This window comes from Nonomuraea sp. NPDC052116, from assembly GCF_040680035.1.
GTDB classification, from domain to species: Bacteria; Actinomycetota; Actinomycetes; order Streptosporangiales; family Streptosporangiaceae; genus Nonomuraea; species Nonomuraea angiospora_A.
The window spans coordinates 58960-79385 of record NZ_JBFAWA010000011.1 but is presented as its reverse complement, the minus strand read 5'-3'; the positions used below and the strand labels follow the sequence as shown (position 1 = coordinate 79385).

Below are 20426 nucleotides of genomic sequence, written 5' to 3'. Positions count from 1 at the left end.
CCCACCGCAGAAAAGGGGCGTCTCGGCATGTCTGTGAACCCGATCGATCTCTTCGCGTCCTCCGTTCACCTGCGCCAGGGCGGCAAGATCCACGCCGGGAAGGCGATGATGGACGCCGACCAGGACGGCTGGCAGCTGACGGCCTTCCACGCCAAGACCGGCGCCGACGTCCACGCCGATCACTGGGAGGTGCATCCCGAGGCCGAGGAGGTGGTGTCGTGCCTTGTCGGGAAGATCCGCCTCTATCTGCGGCCGGAGCGGCCGGGGCAGCAGGAGGAGGAGATCAGGCTGACAGCCGGGACCGCCGCCATCGTCCCGCGCGGGCGATGGCACCGCATCGAGCTGGACATCCCCAGCAACATCATGGCCGTCACCCTGCCGCGGGGCAGCCGGCTGGAGAAGCGCACCGAAGCCTAGGCCCGCATCATCGCCGGGGTGGCGAAGTCACCGAAGGCGGCGCCGGTGCAGGCGCTGGCCTCTGGCTCGGGCGCTGTGCTTCAGGTCTCCCACGGCGAGGACCTTCGTCGGGCTCATCCAGCCCTGCGAGGGTTTGTGAAGTGCCCAGCCGTCCCCGAGGGTGACCGCGGCGTGCTGCGCGGCTCCGTCGGCACTCCGCCAGACCAGGACGGTCCCCGGCTCGTCGTCGTACCCTCCCTTCGCGGTGTGCTCCGCGAGCCAGTCCTCGAACGGCTCGCGGAGCATCCACTTCTCTTCCGCGCCCTCGGCGCCGCAGGCCGCCATCACCGTGCCGAAGCAGTTCGGGCCGCTCCGGGTGGGGAAGGTCCCGGCGAGGTGCCGCGCTCCGGGCAGCGTGGAGGCGATGGCGTCCCATGTGGCGGGGGCGACGTCGCCGTGGCGGCTGGGGCGGCGCCCCTTCTCGACGTACGCGACGACCGTCTCGACCTCACGCCCGGCGATCGAGCCGGGCCAGCGGTGCGGCGCGGGCTGGCTGCGCCTGACCGAGGCCGGCAGCCGGCGCGCGCCGGCCTCGGTCAGCCACACGAGCGCCGACGAACCCAGACCGTAGAGGTAGAAGGTGTCCCTGACCTCGGGCGTGAGCCGGCCCCGGTCATCCTCGAGATCGAGGGAGCCGGCGAGATCGGACGGGATCACGAAGGGCTGCACCGGCGGCGCGAACCACCCGAGCCACCGTTGGAGCAGGTCGTCCGGCACCTCGGTCCCCAGTACGAGCATGACGCCACCCTAAAACGATCACGTGCTCATCACCGCCGCCCGCCGAACTCCCAGTCGTGCACCTCGATGTCGGCGTAGCGGTCCTGGGTCAGGAGGGCGCGGGCCGCGTCCGGGTCCGGCGCGCGGACCAGCAGCGCCGTACCCAGCCAGGTGGCGCCGTCGTCGGACAGCAGCGGCCCGTACGCGATCAGCTCGTCCCGGTCGGCCGGCGGGACGAGGTCGGCCGCCTGACCGGAACCGAGGCCCAGCACCAGATACCGGTTGCCGCCCTCCCTGCCGCCGGGGAAATCCCACATGGTGCGGCCCAGCACGTTCCGCCATCGCCGCAACATCACATCCCGGTACACACCGGCCTGGTAGTTGGGCTCATCGAACGCGAACGCCCGCGCGGTGGCCGGATCCGGCAGGTCGACGATGTGCACGCTGCCGGTGGCCCGCTCGCTGCCGCGGCCGAAGGTCGGGCCACGGGCGATCATCTCCGCCGCGTACCCGTCCATATAGGACCAATGCTCTTCCACCAGCTCGACGCGCAGCGCCGCGGTGTCAGACCGGTCACGGTGATAACAGAAGAATTCCATGCCAAGAGTGCCTACCACGGACCGCGCCGGTGGCTCCATTCCGGCAGGCGCGGCTACCAGGTTCGGTCGCCGGCGCGGACCGGCATCTCGTTGACGGCGACCCGCCGCTCTCGCGTGACGTCCTCCGGCCGCAACGCTTGGGCGCGTGGCGCACCACCATCAGTGGCACACGCGGCTGTCTCGGTCCGTCACGGCGACAACTACCTGCCGCCGCTGGACCAGTGCTGCCGCCCGCACCGGTCAGCGTTGTTCACCCTGGTGACGGCGGCGGCGCCTTCACCGGTGGGGCCGCGGCGCCTCACGCGCTGTGACCTCGCGCCGCAGTTCCTCGACCCGCTCGACCAGTTCCCGCGCCGCCTGCAGGAGCTCCTCCTCACCGCCACGGTCCCAGTCGTCCATCTCGCGCTCCGTCTCGCGCAGTTCTTCGAGGTGAAGGTCCTCCAGCACCGCCAGCAGGGAGTCGCCCCGCCGCTTCACCTTGTCGCGGCGGGTGGTCTTCTCCCGCAGCCTGAAGACCGTCGGCCGGCCTGCGGCGAGCTCGGACAACCGGTAGCAGAGCACCTCCTTGTTCTCCCACGATGGGCTTTTCGCGCCGAGCGTGTAGGCGAGGGGCAGGAGATCGGGGTCGAGGGCGAGGAGCTTTCGCTCCACCCCGTCGGACGGATCCGCGGCGGCCACGGGGCCGCCCCGGGCCGGCGGAAGTGATCATGCCAGCCGTGAGGGCTCCGTGAGCGGGGTGCTGTCGGCTGCATACGAAGCTCGGGAACGACGGCTTTGCGTGCCTATTTCGGTCTTGCTGTTGTCTTTGAGGCCATGTGCTTGACTGGGCCGATGAAGAAGATCGTCTACATCGCGGCCAGGGCGGCGCTGGTCGGTCTTGGGGTGGGGTTGGTCGCGTCCGCTGTCTTCATCGGCGCGTTCGTGGGCGACGAGGAGAACCCTGGAAACCCCGCCCTCACCTTGAGCGTGCTGGTCTCCTTCCCGCTGGGCGCCGGTCTGTCCTGGCTGACCCCGCTGCCGCGCTGGTGGCTCGTGGCGATGGCCGGCCCGATCGCCGCTGTGGCCTTGTGCGTGGTGCTGGTGCCCGTGGCTCCGTTCTTCGGTCTCGGCGAGCTCGGGCAGATCGCCGGGATCTTCACACTCAGCGGCACCCTTGGCTACGGCGCGGTGGCCCTGGTGGGCAGCACGATGGCTCGCTGAAGCCCCCACTCACCGATAAGACGGGGAGCGCGGGCCGATTCCCGGTCTCGCCGGGGCTGGCGTGGCCGGGGCCCTGCGCGAGGCCTGTGGGTCAGGAGGCGTAGGCGGCGACCTTCGCGATGACGGCCGGTTCGGCGTCACATCTCCCGCACTGCTGGACACCGTCTACGGTTCCTGACCCGGCCGTTCATCGCGCGACCGCCCGGGAGCCGCGCAGCAGGGCCAGCACCAGCGTGACGCAGCACAACGCCAGGGTCACGGCGACGGCCCGGGGATGGTCGGCGGCCCCGTTCTGCACGATGAGCGCCGCGGGCGGGGCGACCAGCGTGGGCGGCGTCCAGTCGGCGATGGCGGGAAAGTTCCGCAGGATCGGGGCGAGCAGCAGGACGATCAGGGTGGTGCCCACCGTGCCGAGCACCCCGCGGACGAGGGTGGCCGCTAGAGCGGTCACGCACACGGCGAAGACGAGGTAGAGCGACTGCAGGGCGGCGGCCTGGAGCAGGCCGGGCAGGCTCGGCGCGCCGATGAGCGAGACGGTCTCGGCCCAGGCGGCGAGCATGCCGCACAGGTAGGCGGCGATGACACCGGCGGCGATGACCGTGACCCGGGGCAGGAGCAGGTCGGCGAAGCGGGCGCGACTGCGGTAGTAGACGGCCAGGGCGGGTTTCGCGTCGATCGCGCAGGCGAGCGCGGTGACGATGACCGCCGCGATCATGCCCAGCTGGGTGGCGTTGCTGGTGTAGCTGATGATGCCGTCGGCGGGCGTGGGCGGCGTCATGATGATCCGCATGCGCGAGTCGGCCGCGGTGGCCAGGATCTCGCCCATGTACCGGGTCACCGCAGGGCCGGTGATCCCGAAGAACACGAATGTGCCGACCAGGACGATCAGCCGCCCGGTGCGGGTCAGCCGCAGGCATTCGGCCCACCAGGTGCTCAGGGGCATCACACACGCTCCTTGGTGAGGGTGAGAAAGGCGGACTCCAGATCCGCGTCCAGCGGGGTGAGGCTGATCAGGCGGACCTGGGCGGCGGCGAGCGCGGCGGCGAGTTCCCGTTCGGCCGCCTCGGTGCTGGTCGCGGTCAGCTTGACCGACCCCGCGCCGGCGGTGGCGTCGGTGACCCAGGGCTGGGAACGCAGCTGCGCGGCGAGCGCGTCGGCGTCGCCCCGCACCCTGATCTCCCAGAGCGGCCGGACGAACCGGTCGACCAGCGCGCCGACGGGCCCCTGGAACAGCAGCCTCCCTCGGTGCAGCACGGCGACCGTGTCGGCGACCCGCTGCACGTCGTCGAGGATGTGGCTGGAGAACAGGACGGTGCGCGTTGTGCCGATATGGGAGATGAGCTCCAGTTGCTCGGCCCGCCCTGCGGGGTCCAGCGCGCTGGCGGGTTCGTCCAGAATGAGCAGCGGTGGGTCGATCGCCAGCGCCACCGCGATGCCCAGGCGCTGGGTCTGGCCTCGGGAGAAGCCGCCGACTCGCCGCCGGGCCTGGTCCGCGAGTCCCACCATGGCCAGGAGTTCGGCGGCCGATTCCGGGCCGTGACGCCGGGCCAGCCCGCGGGACTGCCGCACGACCTCCTCCCCGGTCAGCCAGGGCTCGAACTCGGGGGCGTCCGGGCAGATCGCGACCGGACCGTCCACGGAGATGTCCGCCCGCCCGGAGTCGGCCCGGCGCAGGCCCGCCAGGATGGACAGCAGGGTCGTCTTGCCCGCGCCGTTCGGGCCGACCAGCCCGTACACGCCTCCGCGCGGCACGGCCAGGTCCACGCCGTGCAGGCCGGCGCCGTCGCCGTAGTCCTTGACCAGCCCTTCGGTGACGATCGCGAGGTCGCCGCTCACCGGTCGTGGCTCCGCCCCGCCAGGATGTAGGCGATCGCGCCGAACGGGTTGGCGAACAGCGTCAGCAGCACCCAGGCCCACCGTGGCAGGTTCCGCACCCGCGGGTGGCGGATCGCGTCCACGATGACGTACGCGTCGAGCGCCAGCTCGATCGCCAGGACCGGTATCAGCGCGCCCCAGGGGAAGGTGGACGGATCAATGAGGTACGTCTTCATCGGGCTTCCTTCTGCGTGAGCCTTGTGCGACATAGTGATAGTACAATTAGCACCATAACGTGGCTACGCGCCCCTGAAATGCAAAGGAGGCCCCGTAGGGCCTCCTGAGCTGCGCTTTCAGGTCACAGGCTGCGAGCGGTGATGTCGCCGTTGGAGGTGGTGGCGTGGATGTCCAGGACGGTGTCGCCGTCGTTCTTGAGGGCGTTGGTGATCCGGCCGTGGGTGGTGCCGGCGTCCAGCGCGGCCGAGACGCCCGCGGCGGCGGTGATCGAGATGTCGCCGGACTGGGTGCGGAGCAGGACCTTGCCGCCGGTGGCCTCGGCGATCCGGATGTCCCCGCGGGCGGTGCTGATCTCGGCGGGGCCGCCCAACCGGCCGACCTCCACGTCACCGTCGGCCGCGGTGAGCCGCAGACCCGCGACGTCCTCCAGCGTGATCCGGCTGTAGGCGCCGTCGAAGACGACCTCGCCGAGCCGGCCGGTGGTCTGGAGCTCGGCACTGGCCGCCTTGGCCTCGACACGAGAGCCGGCGGGCAGGTGGACCGTCACCTCCAGGGAGCCGGTCGGGCCGAGGTACTGGTTCTTCACCGGCGTCTCGATCCGCAGCACCCCGTCGGCGTAGGCGACCGTGGTCTGCTCGGCCGCCTTCACGTCGCGGCTCCTCGACGCGTTCGCGGGCCGGACCTCGACCGTGGTGTCCGCCCGGTCGGCGGCGACGAAACGGACGCTGCCGGCCGGGATGTCCAGAACAGCGGAGATCGGGGCGGAGGTGGCGAACTTCTGCATGACATGCTCCCTTAGGGCGATTCAGGTGGTGGTCCGGCTCGCGGCCGAACCGTTCATGACCGCTACGATCGCCGACCCCTCTGATACCGCGCCGTCACCGCCCTGACGCCGCCACTGACATCACGCCATGGCACGACACATCCGCCAAATGCCCGGTGGCCGCCCTGTTCCGAAACGCCCTCAATCGAACATTGATCGCATGTGCGTGAGGAGCCCGCGATGACAGGTCACAACCGCGTCGCCATCCCGGCCGTAGGGCCCAGAACGCGCCCAGGAGGCGAGACGTCCGGCATCCAGGTGCCGCCCCGGCCCACGGCGACGGCCACCTCCCGTTCCCGTTCGCTGAGCAGGCTCAGCACGCGTACGGCGTGCTGCCGCCGGGCGGCGGCGCCGGTGTCGGCGACGTGGGCGATCAACTGGCGGGTCACCGTCGGCGACAAGATGGGCTCCCCGGCCGACACCCGTACGATCGCGCGCAGGATCTCGGCGGGCGGCGTGTGCTTGAGCAGGAAGCCGCCGACCCCGGCACGCAGGGCGCGCAGCACGTACTCGTCGGCGTCGAAGGTCGTCAGCACGACGACCTCGGGCGGGTCGGGCCGGGCACGCAGCAGCTCGGTGGCGGCCAGGCCGTCCAGCACGGGCATGCGGATGTCCATCAGCACCACGTCCGGGGCGCAGGCCTCCACCGCGGCGGGCACCTCGGCTCCGCAGGCCGCCTCGCCCACCACGCTCAGCTCGGGCGAACCACCGATGATCATCGCCAGGCCGGCCCGTACCAGCGGGTCGTCATCCACGATGAGAACCCGGATCGCGGCCTTCACCTCGGCCACGGCAGCCATGCCCACAGCCGGAACTCACCCGCGGCGGTCGGGCCGTATTCCAGCCGTCCACCGGCCAGGCCGGCCCGCTCGGCCAGGCCGATCAGGCCACTGCCGCCGCCCGGGATCCCGGCGACGGCGGTGGCGCCGATCGGGATCCCGGCGACGGCGGTGGCGCCGATCGGGTTGCGCACCTCGACCGTCAGCCCCTCCCCCGCCGCCCCGCCGGCGGCCACCGACACCTGGCCGTCGCGGCCGTGCTTGCGGGCATTGGTCAGCCCTTCCTGCACGATCCGGTACGCGCCGCGCCCGATCGCCGCGGGCGCGGCCGCCGGTTCCCCCACCCGGCAGTCGAGCAGCACCCGCATGCCCGCGCGCCGTGACTCATCGACCAGGTCGGGAAGATCAGCCAGGGTGGGCTGGGGCCGCTCCGGCCCCTCATCGGACCGGTCGAGGCCGACGCGGAGCATGCCGATGACCTCGCGCAGATCCTCCAGCGCCCGGTACGCGCTGTCGCGGATCACCCCGACGGCCCGGGCGACCTCCTCGGGCGCGGCGTCGGGACGAAGCTCCAGCGCCCCGGCGTGCAGGCTGAGCAGGGACAGGCGGTGGGCGAGCACATCGTGCATCTCCCGGGCGATCCGGTCGCGTTCGGACTGGCGGACCTGGGCGAGGCGCAGTTCCCGCTCGGATTCGACCCGCCGGGCCCGTTCGCGCAGGGACTGCCGCCGGGCTCGTACGAACATCCCCCAGGCGAGCACCGCGGCGATGCAGGCGAAGCCCAGCAGGACCTCCCACCAGGGTGGCACCGGGACGTCCGGCCGGACCAGCGGCGTCAGGAACGGCACCAGCACGCACCCGGCCACGATCGGGCCGGCCACCGCCGCGCGCCGGTGCGCCGCGACGGTGAACAGCGCGATCAGCGCCACCCCCGCGGCCGACATCGAATAGACGCTGAACGCCACCGCGACCGCCGTGAAGCCGACTGGCCAGCGCCGGCGCAGCCACACCCCCAGGCAACTCAGCCCGCCGAGGGCGGCACCGGCGCGGGATGTTGGCCGAGGCCTTCCACCACGCTGAGCGCCGTAAGGCCGATGGCCAGCAGGAACAACGCCACATCGGCCGCCCAGTCGCGCCTGGTGCGTCCGGCAGGGCGGGCCGGGGCGGGCTCGGGGTCGCTGAGCGCGCTGGCGGGGAGGTCAAGCAACCCCGCGCCCATGGTTGCTCAGAGTCACTAACGCCGGATTTCGCTCCGCGGCGACGCCGCTCGTTTGGGCCGTGTGGCGCGATCCTTACCGGCAGGCCTACCCGGCCCCCGTCCTGCGCGAGACGGCCGCGGCCGTCGAGGACCTCGGATACCCGGCGCTGTGGTTCCCCGAGACGACCGGCCGCGAGGCCATGGCACAGGCGGCTCTGCTGCTGTCGCTCACCCGGCGGACCGTCGTCGCCACCGGCGCCGCCGGCATCTCCGCCCGCGACGCCGTCACCACCGAGGCCGCGCAGCGGACCCTCGCCGAGGCGTTCCCCGGGCGGTTCCTGCTCGGCCTCGGCGTCGGCCACCCCGCCCTGGTCACCGATGTACGCGGCCACCGCTTCGGCTCGCCGGTCGCGACCATGCGTGCCTACCTGGACGCGATGGACGCCGCCCCGTTCGGCCCGGCGGGGCCCAGGGTCCTGGCCGCGCTGGGCCCGAAGATGCTCAAGCTCGCCGCCGAACGGGCCGCGGGCACCCACCCGCTGGGCATGCCGGTCGCGCACACCCGCCACGCCCGCGGCCTGCTCGGGCTGCGGGCGCTGCTCGCGGTCACCCAGCTCGCCGTCCTCGACCCGTCTCGTCCCCACGCGGCCGCCGCCCTGCCCAACCCGCTCACGCCGCTGCGCGATCTGGGCTTCGACGACCCCGAGTCACTGGACGAGGGGCTGGTGGCGACCGGCGGCGCCGAGGACGTCGCCCGCCACGTCGGCGAGCACCTCGAGGCCGGCGCGGACCACGTCAGCCTGCACGTGCTCACGGCCACACCGGACCGGCCGCCACTGCGTCAATGGGAAGATCTCGCCGCGCTGCTGCTGTGAACGGAGGTCCCGGTAGCGGAGCGGTCGGGACCCTTATGGATGCGGCGAAAGGAGGTGCCGGACGGATCAGCGGTGTGCGCGCAGCGCGGCCAGCACCCATGCGAAGGCCGGTACCGCCGGTGGGGACGGCTTCTGGCCCTTGAGGATGCTCAGGAGCTGCCAGTACCGCTCCACTCGGGGCTCGGCGACCATGTCCAGCCACATGATCAGGGCGGCGGTCTCCTCGGCGGGAAGGTCGTCGGGGACGATCCGCTTCAGGATCGGTCGCGCCCCGGCCGATTCCGGTGCGATGCCGCGCGACAGAGCGGCGCCCGCGTGCTCCAGGACCGAGGGCCGGAGGCTGAGGCCGTACTCCAGGCGGTTGTCGTCCTCGCCGCTGAGAACCATTCCTCGGACCGTCTGCCGGAAGCCGTCGTCGCCCACCAGTTCGGCCAGTTCCACCCACGCGTTGATCTGTTCGGAGGTGGGGTCCTCGGGGAGGTCCGGCGGCAGGTCGCGCATCCAGCCCGCGACCAGCGCGGCATCCTCGTCGACGACGCCGGCGAACGCGCGGTCGACGAAATCGTCGAGGATCTGCTGACGTTCCCGTGCCGACAGCCGGGCCAGCGCGTTGATCAATGCGATCTCCTTGGTAGAGCTGTCACGGTTGGCTAGCACGCGCAGGACGGACCGGCGTACCTTCAGGGTGCGGATCTCGGCGTCGAGCGCTTTGACGTGCAGGTCCGCCACCTCACTCAGCGTGGCCCGCTGCTCCAGCACCTGCTGGACGGCGTCGAGACCGAGCCCGAGATCGCGAAGCGTCCGGACCAGGTCCAGCCGCGCGACCGCCTCCGCGTCATAGAGCCGGTAGCCGCCCCCCGACCTCTGGACCGGGGGGACGACGCCGCAATCGGACCAGAAGCGGATCGTGCGCGCCTGCAACCCCGTACGCCGGGCCAGCTGCCCGATCGTGTAAAGACCCGTCGCGTCGTTCATGGCTCGAATCTGCACCTTCCACCCGGTGGAACCTCAAGCGATTTGTCGGAGATTCTCGCCGCGGACGCGGCCCGGAGGAGAAGCGCTACGGATGTCATCGGGTAAGAACGCCGCCCACGGCAGCGTCAATCGCGATCGGCGGCGAGCGCGCGGTCCGTCCGGTTCGCCGCGTGTGCGGTCAGGGCGCCGAGTGCGCACAGGAGCGCGAGCCCGAACAACACGTACCGCGCCGAGTCGAGCATCGACCCGCCGCCCAGGTTGACCAGGACTCCCGCCACCGCCGTGCCGAACGCGATCGACAGACTCGTCACCGTGGCGATCCCCGCGGCCGCCCGCCTGCCCTCCTCCGGATCCCGCGTACTGGACATCGCGGCCACCGACAGGTGCGGATAGGCCAGCCCGATGCCCGCCCCGGCCACGAACAGCACCGGCACCCACACCGCCACCAGCCACAGCGGCGTCTCCTCGCGCTGCAGCAGCCCCTGGACGAGCAGGCCCGCGGCCAGCAGCACCGGGCCGAGCACGCGCAGCCGGCGCACCGCGCGCCCGCCCGTCACCGACGAGCTGCCGATCTGGGTGAGCGACCAGCCCAACGAGATCGCCGCGGCGAAGAACCCCGCCACCAGCGGCGCCAGCCCGGCCAGCCGCTGACCGAACAGCGGCAGGAACGACTCGGCCGCGACCCCGCAGGCCAGCAGCCCCAGCGTCAGATAGACCCACTTCAACGACGAATCGCTCCGGTACGTCGCCTGCGGGAAGACCCGCAGCTCACTGCCCCGCTCATGGACGACGAACCCGGCCACCAGCAGCACCGCCGCCCCGATGCCGGCCGCCTTCGCCGGCGTGCCCGCCAGCACCCCCGCCACGCTCACGGCCCCGGCGGCCGCCGTGACCAGCAGCAGGGACACGACCGGAACCGGCGGGCGCAGGTCCCGGTCGTGCGACAGGCCGCCCGGCAGCACGCGGGGCACGAGCGCGCCGCACACCGCCGAGACCACCGCCATCACCGCGAACGCCAGCCGCCACGAGCCCAGCTGGGCGAACAGGCCGCCCAGCGCCGGACCGGCGAAGTTGCCGACGCCGTACATCGCCGACATCAGCGCGGTGCCGCGCGTCCAGAGCCGGGGCGGCAGCGCCGACCGGATGACGGCGAACCCCAGCCCCGACAGCAGCCCCGCCCCGAACCCCTGGACGCCGCGCGAGGCCAGCAGCACCGCCATCGCCGGGCTCAGCGCGCAGGCCAGCGAACCCGCCGTGAAGACGGCGAAGCCCAGCAGGTACGCGCCGACGTTCCCCCACCGGGACAGGAACCGGCCGGCGAGCATCGTCGCGATCACCATGGCGACGAGGTAGATGGTCATGTTCCAGGCGTAGAAGCCCGCCCCGCCGAGGTCGGCCACCGCGGTCGGCAGCAGGCTCGCCGCGAGGTAGATGTTGATCGCACCGACGAGCACCCCGCCGGCCAGCACGATCATCGGACCCGGCAGCCCCGCCTCGGCGTGGGTTTGCCCGGATATCGGGTCGTAGTCGTCAGCACTCATGGCTTCAAGGCTGTCGTTGAACCGGTTCCGGAGAGTTTGCGCCGCCTGCCGGGCGACGGCGCTGGGCCGGGCTGCGGGAGAGTTTCAACCCGCGGTGGAACCCCGGCCCGCGCGGGCCGTCAGCCGAGGGCGTCGAGCAGTTCGCGCTCGCGCCGGCCGCTGAGGCCGGCGCGCCGGACGCGCTCCAGCCCCTGCTCGCGCTCCCATTCCAGCGTGTCGGCCAGCATTTCCGCCCGGGGCCGATGGCGCAGCCCCGCGGCATGCGCCGCGGCCCCGGTCCGGGACGCGAACCCTTCCCAACCCGGCTCGACCAGCCACATCGGCAGCGACTCGGGCCCCATCCACTCGGTCACGCCGTTGGCCAGCAGCCATGCCGACTCGGCGGTGACCACCGGGCCGGTGTGCCCGCCGGCGGCTCGGGACAACTCGATCCATTCCCCGAACGAAACGACCGGCCCGACGGCGTCGAAGGTGCCGGCGACGCCCTTCTCGCCGGCGTCCAGCAGCCAGGCGGCCAGGTCTCGTACGTCGATCGCCTGGGTCGGCAGGTGTGGCGCGTCGGGCACCAGCATCGGCCCCTGCGGGTCGCGGGCGGCACGGGCCGCCCAGTAGCCGGTGCGTCCGCTGTGATCGCCCGGGCCGCCGATGAGGCCGGCGCGGGCGATGAGCAGGCGCTCGCCCACGGCGGCCGTGGACGCCAGCTCGCAGGTGGCCTTCGCCTCGCCGTACAGGTCGCGCTCGACCTCGTCGCGATCGGTCGCGGGGAGCAGGGCCGTGGACTCGTCGGCGTCCGGTGCGGCATGGGAGGCGTAGGCGCTGACGGAGGAGACGTAGGCCCAGTGCCGGGTGCGGCCGCCCAGCGCGTGCAGGGCCTCGCGGACGAAGCCCGGCTGCCATGACACCTCGATGACGGCGTCCCATTCCCGGTCGAGCAGCGGCTCGTACGCCGAAGGATCGCGCCGGTCGGCGGCCACCAGCCTCGCTCCGTCCGCCACCTGGCCGCTCTCGCCGCGCGCCAGGCACGTCACCTGATGGCCGCGCTCGATCGCCTGCCGCGACAGCTCCCGGCCCAGCCAGGCCGTTCCCCCCAAAACCAAGATCTCCATCCCGACACCCAATCACCGCGAACGCCGAGCACCCAGCCGGGTTCACTGACAGCGCACCGGATTCGCCGAGAGCGGAGCGGGGCCTGCCCGGGACGCGGTTCGTCCCGGGCGGGCCTGTTGAGCGTCAGACGCCGAAGGGCGCGGGGTAGACGATGGTGCCGCTGGGCACCGCGATGGTGTCGTCGAAGACGAGTGCCATCATCGCCTCGTCGGGCACCTCGAAGGAGGGGCGGATCCCGTACGCCGAGGCCGGGGTGAAGCCGAAGCGCGGGTAGTACTCGGGGTGGCCGAGCACGAGGACGAGGTTCTCGCCCTTGTCGCGTGCGGCCTGGAGACCGGCGCGGACGGCGGCCGAGCCGGCGCCGGTCTTCTGGTACTCCGGCAGGACCGCGCACGGGCCCAGCGCCAGGGCCGGAGCGGCGTCGACGTGGCAGCGGGTGAGCAGCGCGTAGCCGGCCACGGTGCCGTCGGGGGCCTGGGCGACGATGGACAGCTCGGGCGACCAGGCCTCATCGACGCGCAGCGCCTCGATGAGGTCGGCCTCCAGCGGCGTGGGGAAGGCGCCGAGGGCGACCGTGCGGATCGCGGGGATGTCCTGCGGGGTCTCGGCGCGGGTGATCCAGGTGTGCAACATGGTGTTCTCGTCTCTCGTCATGGGAGGGGTCGTGGGGCTGGTGGGGGCGGTACGCAGGACGTAGCCGGTGTAGGCGTAGTCGGCGGCCTTCGCGGCGGCGAGGTTCTGCTCGGTGCTGCGCAGCGGGTAGCTCTGATCCCAGTAGGCGCGCAGGTCCGGGGCGGGGTCGGGGGTGGTCCATTCGCATTCGGTGACCACCAGGACGCCGCCGGGGGCCAGCAGGCGCCGCCAGCTACGCAGCGCGTGGTCGAACCCGAGGTGATACACCGAGCCCTCGGCCCAGATCAGGTCGAAGCTGTGATCGGGGTAGGGCAGTTCGGCCATGGACACGTTCACCGGTCGGATGGCATGCTCCAGCCGCCGCTGGATGGCGGACCGCCGGAGCTGGTCGAGATAGGGCTGATGGGTGTCGACCGCGGTGACCTCCGCGCCGGCCACGTCGGCCAGCAGCAGTGCGGCGCGGCCTGGGCCGCAGCCCAGATCCAGCGTCCTGGGCCGGTCGGGCAGCGGGCCGGCCAGGGTCAGCAGCCGCTGCGTGGTGGCATCCGAGCCGGGCCCCTGGCGGGGCAGGTCGCGGTGCAGGTCATAGAACGCGTTGATGATCGCGTCATCGATGAAATCGGGCACTGTGCCAGATGTTCCTTGAGTAGAAGAGAGGTCGCGGGCCGCGACCTGGTCACGACCGGCGCTGCCGGTCCCGGAAGGCGTAGGTCTCACGCAGCGAGCGGGTGATCGCCTTCTTGCGATCGTCGTGCTGGGCGCGCAGGCGCGCGTCGCTGCGGGAGCTGGCCCAGGCGTTCTCGCGCTGGAGCTTGCGGTAGCTGTCGAGGCGGCGTTCGCTCAGATCACCTGAGGCGATGGCCGCCTGGACCGCGCAGCCGGGCTCGGAGTCGTGCTCGCAGTCGCCGAAGCGACACTGCTCGGCGAACTCCTCGATGTCGGCGAAGACCTGCTGCAGGCCCTCGTCGGCGTCCAGGAGGCCGACGCCGCGCAGACCGGGAGTGTCGATCAGCACGCCGCCGCCGGGAAGCGGGACCAGACTGCGGCGGACCGTGGTGTGGCGGCCCTTGCCGTCCTGCGCGCGTACGTCGCCGGTCTCCAGGACCTCGGTGCCCAGCAGCGCGTTGCCCAGGGTGGACTTGCCCGCTCCGGACGGGCCGAGCAGGACCACGGTGCCGGTGAGCGCCGCGGTGAGCGCGTCCATGCCCTGGCCGGTGGCGGCGCTGGTGGCGATGATCTCCACACCCGGGGCGAGCTCGGTGATGGCGGTCACCGCCTGGCCGGGATCGGCCGACTGGTCGGCCTTGGTCAGGACGATCACGGGCTGGGCGCCGCTCTCCCACGCCAGCGCCAGCAGCCGCTCGATCCGGCTCGGATTCAGCGGGCCGCCGAGGGAGACGGCCACGACCGCCGTGTCGACGTTGGCGGCCAGGGCCTGGCCGTAGGAGGTACGCGACGCCGACGACCGGACGATGACGCCGCGCCGCGGCAGCAGCGCGACCAGCTCGGGCGTGGGGCCGGGCCGCAGCGCCGCCCAGTCGCCCGTGCACGGGGACTCGACCGGATCCGCCACCGCCGGGAGCGAAAGGCGGGCCCGGAGCGGGCCGGTTTCGGTGATGACGTCGCAGGCGCCGCGATCGACGCCGACCACGCGGGCGGGAATGAGCCTCGCGGAGCGGTAGGAGGCGAAGGACTGTTCGAGCCCTGCGTCCCAGCCGTACGCGGACAGGCCATCGTCAAAGGAATGCTCGAATGACAACGGAATGGAACCCTTTGCAGAAAAGGGGCCTTGGCGGATGGGACATGCCGCATCCGTGCCAGGAAAGGCGCCTCGAAAGGTCAGCCAAGGCCCGGGGACGTGAGGATGGACCGAGTGCCGCAGATGGCAGCCATCACCACGACGGTCATTTAACCTCACCCCCCTCGAAGAGTTCCTGTTGTCACGAACGTGTCTTGCGCTGGACAAGATAGCAGCATGAGCGGCCCCCCGCAAAGATCAGGGGGTGGCGAGGTTGATGGTGGCGGGGATGCCCTGGCGGGTCATCTTGGCGTACGGGCACAGCGCGGTGGCCTGGGCGAGCAGCGGGGTGACCTGGTCGGGGTCGGCTCCGGGCCAGGTCACGACGAGGTCGGCGCTCAGCCGGTAGCCGCCGTCGGCCGGATCGCGGCCGAAGGCCACGCTCGCCTCCACGGTGATGGACGCGGGGTCGAGGAGGTGCCGGCGGGCCAGCAGACTGAGGGCGCCGTGGAAGCAGGCGGCGTATCCCGCGGCGAAGAGCTGCTCGGGGTTCGGGCCGGGGTTGTCGCCGCCGAGCTCCTCGGGCATCCGCAGCTGCAGGTCGAGGGTGCCGTCGGCGGAGCGGGCCCGGCCGGTGGCGCGGCCGTGGGAGGAGCTGCCGCCGCTGACGGCGACGCGCGTGACATAGAGGGGTTTGAACGTGGAGCCGCTGTAGTCGTGCTCCGTGGACAGCATCGATTCGTTCACCGGTCCGCCTTTCAGCGGCGCATGAGGCGCCTGGGGTGAGGGCACGCTGGTCATGGGCGGTGCCAGTGCTGCAACTTGTCGGGGTTCAGGACGATCCACACCGCGGTGATCTCGGCTTCGGCGACGCTCACGCCGACCACGGCCACGGCCCGGCCCGCCTGGCGCAGCACCAGGCCCGTCCGGCCGTTCACGGACTCGACGGCCACCTCGGTGCCGGGCCGGCCGGCCAGCAAGGACGTGACGAACCGGGCGACCGCGTCCGCGCCGTAGGTGGGGCGTACGGGGGCGCGCAGTTTGCCGCCACCGTCGCTGACGACGATCGCGTCCGCGGCCAGGACCGCCCGCAGCGCTGCCGCGTCCCCCAGGTCGCAGGCCGCGGCGAAGCGGCGCGCGACCCGGTCGTGCCGGACGAGCATCCCCTGGTCCGGCCTGGCCTGCTGGTGTGCCGGCAGCATGGCGGGCCGGGGGCGGGGCGCCGGGGCTCCGGCCGAGCCCGGTACGGGCAGGGGGCCGGGGGCGGCGAGCAGTTCCAGGCAGATGCCTCCGGCGACCCGCGTCAGCCACGCGCGCGGCACCACGATGCCGGCGCGTTCCTCGTCGTCGAGGGCGTACCAGCGGCGATAGGTCTCCTGGACGATCCGGTCGGCCGTGCTCTCCGAGCCGAACATCCACAAGGCGATCTCGAGCAGGTGCTGCCGCTCGTCGAGCATCTCCGCCAGCGTCCCGGCGCTCACGTCGGTCATGTCCGGCCACCCTCACGGCCAGGAGAGCAGGCCTGTTTCCATGCTGTGGAGGTGCCGGCGTGGCCGCCGGGCAACGAGGTCGTCCGCACGATGTCCTCTGTTCTTTCGGAGTCGGCAGTTAAGACAGGACAGCCGCTCAAGTTGTGACACCCCACACAAGCCGAACCGTCTAACTCCCTCGTGAGCGGTCGTACGCGCCGAGTTTGGCCGGGTTGACGATCCACATGACGTGGTGGATGCCCTCCGGCGAGGCCTCGATGGTGAGCAGGGTGACCTCGGTCCGGTTGCGGGGGACGAGCACACCCGCGCGCCCGTTCACCTCGACCCAGGTCAGCTTGGCGCCCGGCCAGAACCGCGGCGCGTACGCGGCCAGGAACTTCGCCACGCGCGCGCTGCCCAGCAGGGGGAAGCGCGCCGCCCCTCGGATGCCGTTGCCGTCGGAGGAGCTGACGACGTCCTCGGCGAAGAGGTCTTCGAGGGCGGCGATGTTCCCCGTCTGGGCGGCGTCGAGGAAGACCGCCAGGAGGCGCCGATGCTCCGTCTTGTCGATGGGCTCGCGCCGTGCGGCGGTCAGCCGTTTACGGGCGCGGCTCACGAGCTGGCGCGCGTTGACCGTGCTGACCTGCAGGATCTCCGCAATCTGCGGATAGGGATAGACGAAGGCCTCACGCAGCACGTACGCGGCCCTCTCGGTGGGGGTGAGCCTCTCGAGCAGCAGCAGGAAGGCGAGTTCGAGCGCTTCACCCCGTTCGGCGCCCAGCGTCGGGTCCATGCTGGTGTCCACCGGTTCGGGGAGCCAGGGCCCGATGTAGGCCTCGCGCCGCGAACGGGCGGACTGGGCGACGTTGATGGCCAGGCGGGTCGTGATCAACGCCAGGAAGGCCGAAGGGTTCTCGACGGTCGAGCGGTCGGTGTTCTGCCAGCGCAACCAGACTTCCTGAAGGACGTCCTCGGCTTCCACCGCGCTGCCGAGCATCCGATAAGCGATGCCGAACAGCCGCGGGCGCAGCTCGACGAAGGCGGACGCGGCCCGTTCGAGTGCGTTTGCCTGTTTCAGTGATCCCACATGCATGATTCCCCCACGCCTTCAGCTCTCCACATCGATCCGTCCCCCGGCCGGGCGAGCCCCGTTCAGCCCCGTACGTGGCCGACGGCGTCGAGCACGGCGGCGGTCACGGCGTCAGGCTGGGGCGCCGCGATCGCGTGCGAGGCCCCGGCGTCCACGTCGGCGCAGAACTGGTGGTGGAACTTGTCCGCGGCCACGTAGACCAGGGCCCGCACGGCCGGGTGGCCGGCCGCCGCCTCCGTGATCACCATGCCGCCGTAGGAGTGACCGACCAGGACGATGACGGGCTGCTCGCTCATGAGTGTGCCTTCCCTGCGTTAACTTCGGTGGGCTCGGGTTCCTCGCGGAAGCCGATCTCCCGGTGGGTGCCGTCGCACAACGGCTTGTTGCCGGAATGGCCGCAGCGGCACAGCGTCATCCGGTTGCGGGCCTCCAGCGGCCGGCCGTCCGACCGCACGACCGGCACCTTGCCGGTGACCCACAGCGCGCTCGCCAGCCCGTCCTCTTCCTCCAGGACCGAGATCGCCTGTGGCAGGTCCGGCTCGATCGTCTCGCCGCCGCGCTCCAGGGCGTAGCTGTAGGAGCCGGAGGGGCAGTGGTCGATGCGGCCCATGACGGTGGAGCGCACGTCGCTGTCGCCGGTGTCGGCGAGCATCGCGGCGATCGGCCTGCTGCGCCCGATGCAGAAGGCGGCGTGAACGCACAGCTCCCCCACCCGCTGGGCCGAGATGCCCACCCCGTCGTGCACGTGCTGCAGCTCCTTGTACGGCCGCATGCCCGCGCTCTCCGAGCCGTCGAACCCGATCACGACGTGGGTCCCGTCGCAGAACGGCTTCGACGACGAGTGGCCGCAGCGGCACAGCGCGTAGGTGTCCTCGGCCTCCAGGGGCTCGCCGGTCTTCCAGGTCAGCGCGTCGTTGTTCTCGGCAGAGACGATCTTGCGTTTGCGTCTGAGGGGGACGCCGCCGTACACGACGTACGGGCCGTCGCGCAGCACGACGATCCGCTGCCGGTCGCCGACGCTCCACCGGCGCGCCTCGGGCGGCACGTACTCGAAGGTCGGGCCGGCCGTGGTGCCGTCTCCGTCGGACATTCCCATCAGGGCCCGGGCCTGGTCCTTGAGCGCGTACATGGTGCCGGTGGCGGCCCCGAGCAGCTTCGGGCTGCCGTTGAACGCCCGTTCAAGCAGGTGCAGGACCGCGCAGTAGGTGTGGTTGAACTCTTCCTGCGCGGTCCTGATCGCGCTGCCCGGCTCGTGGTCGGACAGCCGCGGATTGTGGCGCATCGGACGTACGCCGGTCGGGTCCACCGAGATCGTCTCGCCGGTGGGCCCGGACTGGGGGGTGTCGCCCCGCTGGTAGCGGCGGCCGAGTCTGAGCTCCTGGAAGCGGTAGTAGTGTCCGACTTCTTGGCGTTCGGGGTGGAAGACGTCCTGGTCGCCGTCCCAGACGCCGCCGCGGGCGGTGCCCTCGCCCTGCTCGACGATCTCCTCCAGCGCCGCCAGCGCCGAGGTGAGATCACCGACCTGGACCAGGTTCCCGGCGGTGTGGCGGAAGTGGTCGGCGCTCACCTGGCGGTCCGGGTCGCCGGTGAAGACCGCCTGCTCGCCGAGCCGTTCGCACAGGTGGCGCAGGCCTTCTTCGATGGCGGCGTAGAACTGGCCGATCGTCTCGTAGCCGTCGGCTTCGGCCGGGGCGCCGGGCGGTGCCGGCTGTTCGATCCGCAGGAACATCTCGAGGGCTTCCGGTCCGAAAGGCACCAGGGACAGTTCCAGCGAGCCGTGGGGCAGGGGACGGGGGTGCGGCGGCAGCATCCCCGGCGTGTCCAGTCGCGGCCGGCCGCCTACGGCGTTGAGCAGGTTGGCGGCCAGCGCCAGGTGCAGCATCTCCTCGACGAAGACGCTGCCCACGACCTCGACGGCTTCGGGGTTACGCTCCGGGTCGAGCGAGTACAGCGCGCACAGGTACGGCGGCAGGGTCGCGTGTTCCAGCTCGATCGCCCACTGCAGGTGCTCGCGCAGGCTGTCGAGGGTGTCGATCTTCATCAATGTCCTGTCTCGGTTGCCGGAAGGGGGCGTGTCACGCGACGTGATCGCCGGGCCGGGAGCCGTCCTCCAGTGCCTCGACCGCGTCGAGCAGGCCCCGCAGGCCGATCTCCTCGCGCTCGGCGTCCGTCGGGTCGAACAGCCACTCGGTGACCGGCAGCTCGGCGACCTCCTCCGGATGGCTCGCCTCGATCAGGGTCACTTCGGTCTCGACCTCGATCTGGAGCTCGTACAGGAAGTCGTCCTCGCCGCTGGGAACGCTCATCTTTCCTCCATGCGTGGCTTGAGTGGATGTCCGGAAGACCGGCTGACCGCGTGGATCAGCCGTACAACGATCTGGCCGGAGGCGAACAGGCGGGTGAAGCGCTCACCCTGGTGAGCCGCCAGCGCGTACGCGGGCTCGGCCCGGTGGCGGGTCGCGATCACCGCGGCGACCTGCTCGGCGCGGCGCGACCAGGACCGCGGCGCACCGCCGGGCTGGTCGACCTGCTCGACGATCTCGAACCCGGCGCCGGCGAGCAGTTCGAGAAGCTCCCCCTGGGTGGGGAAGTGGTTGCCGTCCGGCACCGGAAGGAGCTGCGGGCCCCGGGCGACGACCACCAGCAGCCCCAGTGAGGCGCCGGGCTTCAGCACCCGGTGGATCTCACCGAGCACCGCGGCCTTGTCCTGTACGGTGCACAGCACCCCCAGGCACCAGGCGGCGTCGGCCGACCCCGTACGGAGCGGAATCCGTCGCCCGTCCCCCGCGACGACCGGCAGCCCGAACAGCCGGGCGGCGGCCCGGCGCGCGGCCGGCATCGGCTCCAGCAGGATCGGCCGGACCCCGAACCGCTCCGCGGCCCAGGCCGCCGGCCCGCCGGCGCCCGCGCCCACGTCCAGCAGCGTGATGCCGGCCGACAGCTCGCACGCCTCGGCCAGCCAGGCCAGTGCCGCCGGACTCGCGCTGCCGCGGCAGGCGGCCGGTATGGCGTGCCGCTCCCCCAGTTGCTCGACGGCGTCCGCGGTCCAGCCGGCGACATCATCGAACTCGGCGACCATCGCCGATGCGGTCACTGCGTAACTCCTGTTCCGTCGCGGGCGCGTGCGTCGCCCGCCGGCCGTCCGGTCGCCGTCATGGCAGTCGCCGGCGCTCG

25 protein-coding genes are annotated in these 20426 nt (G+C 72.1%); 3 read left to right on the top strand and 22 right to left on the bottom strand.

From position 1 onward, the window contains the following. Positions 1 to 27: 27 nt before the first annotated feature. Positions 28 to 417 (top strand): cupin, encoded by a 390-nt coding sequence (locus tag AB0L65_RS22685; protein ID WP_364248446.1) that lies wholly within the window; start codon positions 28 to 30, stop codon positions 415 to 417. A 27-nt stretch (positions 418 to 444) separates the two neighbouring features. Here AB0L65_RS22685 and AB0L65_RS22680 read toward each other — a convergent pair whose 3' ends face one another. The 3 genes from AB0L65_RS22680 to AB0L65_RS22670 form a co-directional block, all read right to left on the bottom strand. Further along, complete coding sequence (locus AB0L65_RS22680) at positions 445 to 1194, bottom strand: hypothetical protein (RefSeq protein WP_364248444.1); 750 nt, start codon at positions 1192 to 1194, stop codon at positions 445 to 447. Positions 1195 to 1223: 29 nt separating this feature from the next. Then, a complete protein-coding gene (locus AB0L65_RS22675; RefSeq protein ID WP_364248442.1) occupies positions 1224 to 1772 on the bottom strand; it encodes a YciI family protein in 549 nt (182 codons plus the stop codon). 276 nt (positions 1773 to 2048) lie between these two features. Then, complete coding sequence (locus AB0L65_RS22670) at positions 2049 to 2450, bottom strand: hypothetical protein (RefSeq protein WP_364248440.1); 402 nt, start codon at positions 2448 to 2450, stop codon at positions 2049 to 2051. Positions 2451 to 2603: 153 nt separating this feature from the next. Here AB0L65_RS22670 and AB0L65_RS22665 point away from each other — a divergent pair, with 153 nt between their 5' ends. Next, positions 2604 to 2972, top strand: coding sequence for a hypothetical protein (locus AB0L65_RS22665; protein ID WP_364248438.1), 369 nt, complete (start codon positions 2604 to 2606; stop codon positions 2970 to 2972). A gap of 187 nt (positions 2973 to 3159) precedes the next feature. On the opposite strand, the gene AB0L65_RS22660 is transcribed toward AB0L65_RS22665, so the two are convergent. The 7 genes from AB0L65_RS22660 to AB0L65_RS22630 all read right to left on the bottom strand — a co-directional run bounded on the left by AB0L65_RS22660 (position 3160) and on the right by AB0L65_RS22630 (position 7845). Then, positions 3160 to 3915: a hypothetical protein gene (locus tag AB0L65_RS22660; RefSeq protein WP_364248436.1), complete on the bottom strand. Its 756-nt coding sequence runs from the start codon at positions 3913 to 3915 to the stop codon at positions 3160 to 3162. Beyond that, positions 3915 to 4808 (bottom strand): ABC transporter ATP-binding protein, encoded by an 894-nt coding sequence (locus tag AB0L65_RS22655; protein ID WP_364248434.1) that lies wholly within the window; start codon positions 4806 to 4808, stop codon positions 3915 to 3917. Before AB0L65_RS22655 ends, AB0L65_RS22660 begins: the two co-directional genes overlap by 1 nt. Then, the gene (locus AB0L65_RS22650; RefSeq protein WP_364248432.1) at positions 4805 to 5023 is read right to left on the bottom strand and encodes a PLD nuclease N-terminal domain-containing protein; all 219 of its coding nucleotides are present in this window, start codon (positions 5021 to 5023) and stop codon (positions 4805 to 4807) included. Before AB0L65_RS22650 ends, AB0L65_RS22655 begins: the two co-directional genes overlap by 4 nt. A 122-nt stretch (positions 5024 to 5145) precedes the next feature. Then, positions 5146 to 5808 carry a DUF4097 family beta strand repeat-containing protein gene (locus AB0L65_RS22645; protein WP_364248430.1) on the bottom strand — a complete coding sequence of 221 codons (663 nt, stop codon included), beginning with the start codon at positions 5806 to 5808 and terminating at the stop codon, positions 5146 to 5148. A 227-nt stretch (positions 5809 to 6035) separates the two neighbouring features. After that, on the bottom strand, positions 6036 to 6647 hold the full coding sequence (locus AB0L65_RS22640; protein ID WP_364248428.1) for a response regulator transcription factor: 612 nt from the start codon (positions 6645 to 6647) through the stop codon (positions 6036 to 6038). Next, complete coding sequence (locus tag AB0L65_RS22635) at positions 6626 to 7636, bottom strand: histidine kinase (protein ID WP_364248426.1); 1011 nt, start codon at positions 7634 to 7636, stop codon at positions 6626 to 6628. The genes AB0L65_RS22640 and AB0L65_RS22635 overlap by 22 nt, the downstream gene beginning before the upstream one ends. A gap of 11 nt (positions 7637 to 7647) precedes the next feature. Next, positions 7648 to 7845 carry a hypothetical protein gene (locus AB0L65_RS22630; RefSeq protein ID WP_364248424.1) on the bottom strand — a complete coding sequence of 66 codons (198 nt, stop codon included), beginning with the start codon at positions 7843 to 7845 and terminating at the stop codon, positions 7648 to 7650. A 59-nt stretch (positions 7846 to 7904) separates the two neighbouring features. Between AB0L65_RS22630 and AB0L65_RS22625 the strand changes: the two genes are divergently transcribed. Further along, positions 7905 to 8699 (top strand): LLM class flavin-dependent oxidoreductase, encoded by a 795-nt coding sequence (locus tag AB0L65_RS22625; RefSeq protein ID WP_364248422.1) that lies wholly within the window; start codon positions 7905 to 7907, stop codon positions 8697 to 8699. Positions 8700 to 8765: 66 nt separating this feature from the next. Here AB0L65_RS22625 and AB0L65_RS22620 read toward each other — a convergent pair whose 3' ends face one another. The 12 genes from AB0L65_RS22620 to AB0L65_RS22565 all read right to left on the bottom strand — a co-directional run bounded on the left by AB0L65_RS22620 (position 8766) and on the right by AB0L65_RS22565 (position 20346). Then, positions 8766 to 9674 (bottom strand): MerR family transcriptional regulator, encoded by a 909-nt coding sequence (locus AB0L65_RS22620; RefSeq protein WP_364248420.1) that lies wholly within the window; start codon positions 9672 to 9674, stop codon positions 8766 to 8768. A gap of 125 nt (positions 9675 to 9799) precedes the next feature. Continuing rightward, positions 9800 to 11215, bottom strand: coding sequence for an MFS transporter (locus tag AB0L65_RS22615; RefSeq protein ID WP_364248418.1), 1416 nt, complete (start codon positions 11213 to 11215; stop codon positions 9800 to 9802). 119 nt (positions 11216 to 11334) lie between these two features. Further along, positions 11335 to 12321: an NAD-dependent epimerase/dehydratase family protein gene (locus tag AB0L65_RS22610; RefSeq protein WP_364248416.1), complete on the bottom strand. Its 987-nt coding sequence runs from the start codon at positions 12319 to 12321 to the stop codon at positions 11335 to 11337. Positions 12322 to 12445: 124 nt separating this feature from the next. Continuing rightward, the gene (locus tag AB0L65_RS22605) at positions 12446 to 13582 is read right to left on the bottom strand and encodes a bifunctional class I SAM-dependent methyltransferase/N-acetyltransferase (RefSeq protein ID WP_364248414.1); all 1137 of its coding nucleotides are present in this window, start codon (positions 13580 to 13582) and stop codon (positions 12446 to 12448) included. A 49-nt stretch (positions 13583 to 13631) separates the two neighbouring features. Continuing rightward, positions 13632 to 14714, bottom strand: coding sequence for a ribosome small subunit-dependent GTPase A (rsgA, locus tag AB0L65_RS22600; RefSeq protein WP_364248412.1), 1083 nt, complete (start codon positions 14712 to 14714; stop codon positions 13632 to 13634). 237 nt (positions 14715 to 14951) lie between these two features. Then, a complete protein-coding gene (locus AB0L65_RS22595; protein ID WP_364248410.1) occupies positions 14952 to 15440 on the bottom strand; it encodes an Ohr family peroxiredoxin in 489 nt (162 codons plus the stop codon). Positions 15441 to 15490: 50 nt separating this feature from the next. Then, positions 15491 to 16183 (bottom strand): hypothetical protein, encoded by a 693-nt coding sequence (locus tag AB0L65_RS22590; protein WP_364248408.1) that lies wholly within the window; start codon positions 16181 to 16183, stop codon positions 15491 to 15493. A 169-nt stretch (positions 16184 to 16352) separates the two neighbouring features. Continuing rightward, positions 16353 to 17255 carry an RNA polymerase sigma-70 factor gene (locus tag AB0L65_RS22585; protein WP_364248406.1) on the bottom strand — a complete coding sequence of 301 codons (903 nt, stop codon included), beginning with the start codon at positions 17253 to 17255 and terminating at the stop codon, positions 16353 to 16355. A 59-nt stretch (positions 17256 to 17314) separates the two neighbouring features. Beyond that, positions 17315 to 17548 (bottom strand): alpha/beta fold hydrolase, encoded by a 234-nt coding sequence (locus tag AB0L65_RS22580; protein ID WP_364248404.1) that lies wholly within the window; start codon positions 17546 to 17548, stop codon positions 17315 to 17317. Continuing rightward, the gene (locus AB0L65_RS22575; RefSeq protein WP_364248402.1) at positions 17545 to 19293 is read right to left on the bottom strand and encodes a ferritin-like domain-containing protein; all 1749 of its coding nucleotides are present in this window, start codon (positions 19291 to 19293) and stop codon (positions 17545 to 17547) included. The genes AB0L65_RS22580 and AB0L65_RS22575 overlap by 4 nt, the downstream gene beginning before the upstream one ends. A 34-nt stretch (positions 19294 to 19327) precedes the next feature. Beyond that, complete coding sequence (locus AB0L65_RS22570; protein WP_364248400.1) at positions 19328 to 19558, bottom strand: hypothetical protein; 231 nt, start codon at positions 19556 to 19558, stop codon at positions 19328 to 19330. Beyond that, positions 19555 to 20346 carry a class I SAM-dependent methyltransferase gene (locus tag AB0L65_RS22565; protein WP_364248395.1) on the bottom strand — a complete coding sequence of 264 codons (792 nt, stop codon included), beginning with the start codon at positions 20344 to 20346 and terminating at the stop codon, positions 19555 to 19557. Before AB0L65_RS22565 ends, AB0L65_RS22570 begins: the two co-directional genes overlap by 4 nt. Between the last annotated feature and the right edge of the window lie 80 nt (positions 20347 to 20426).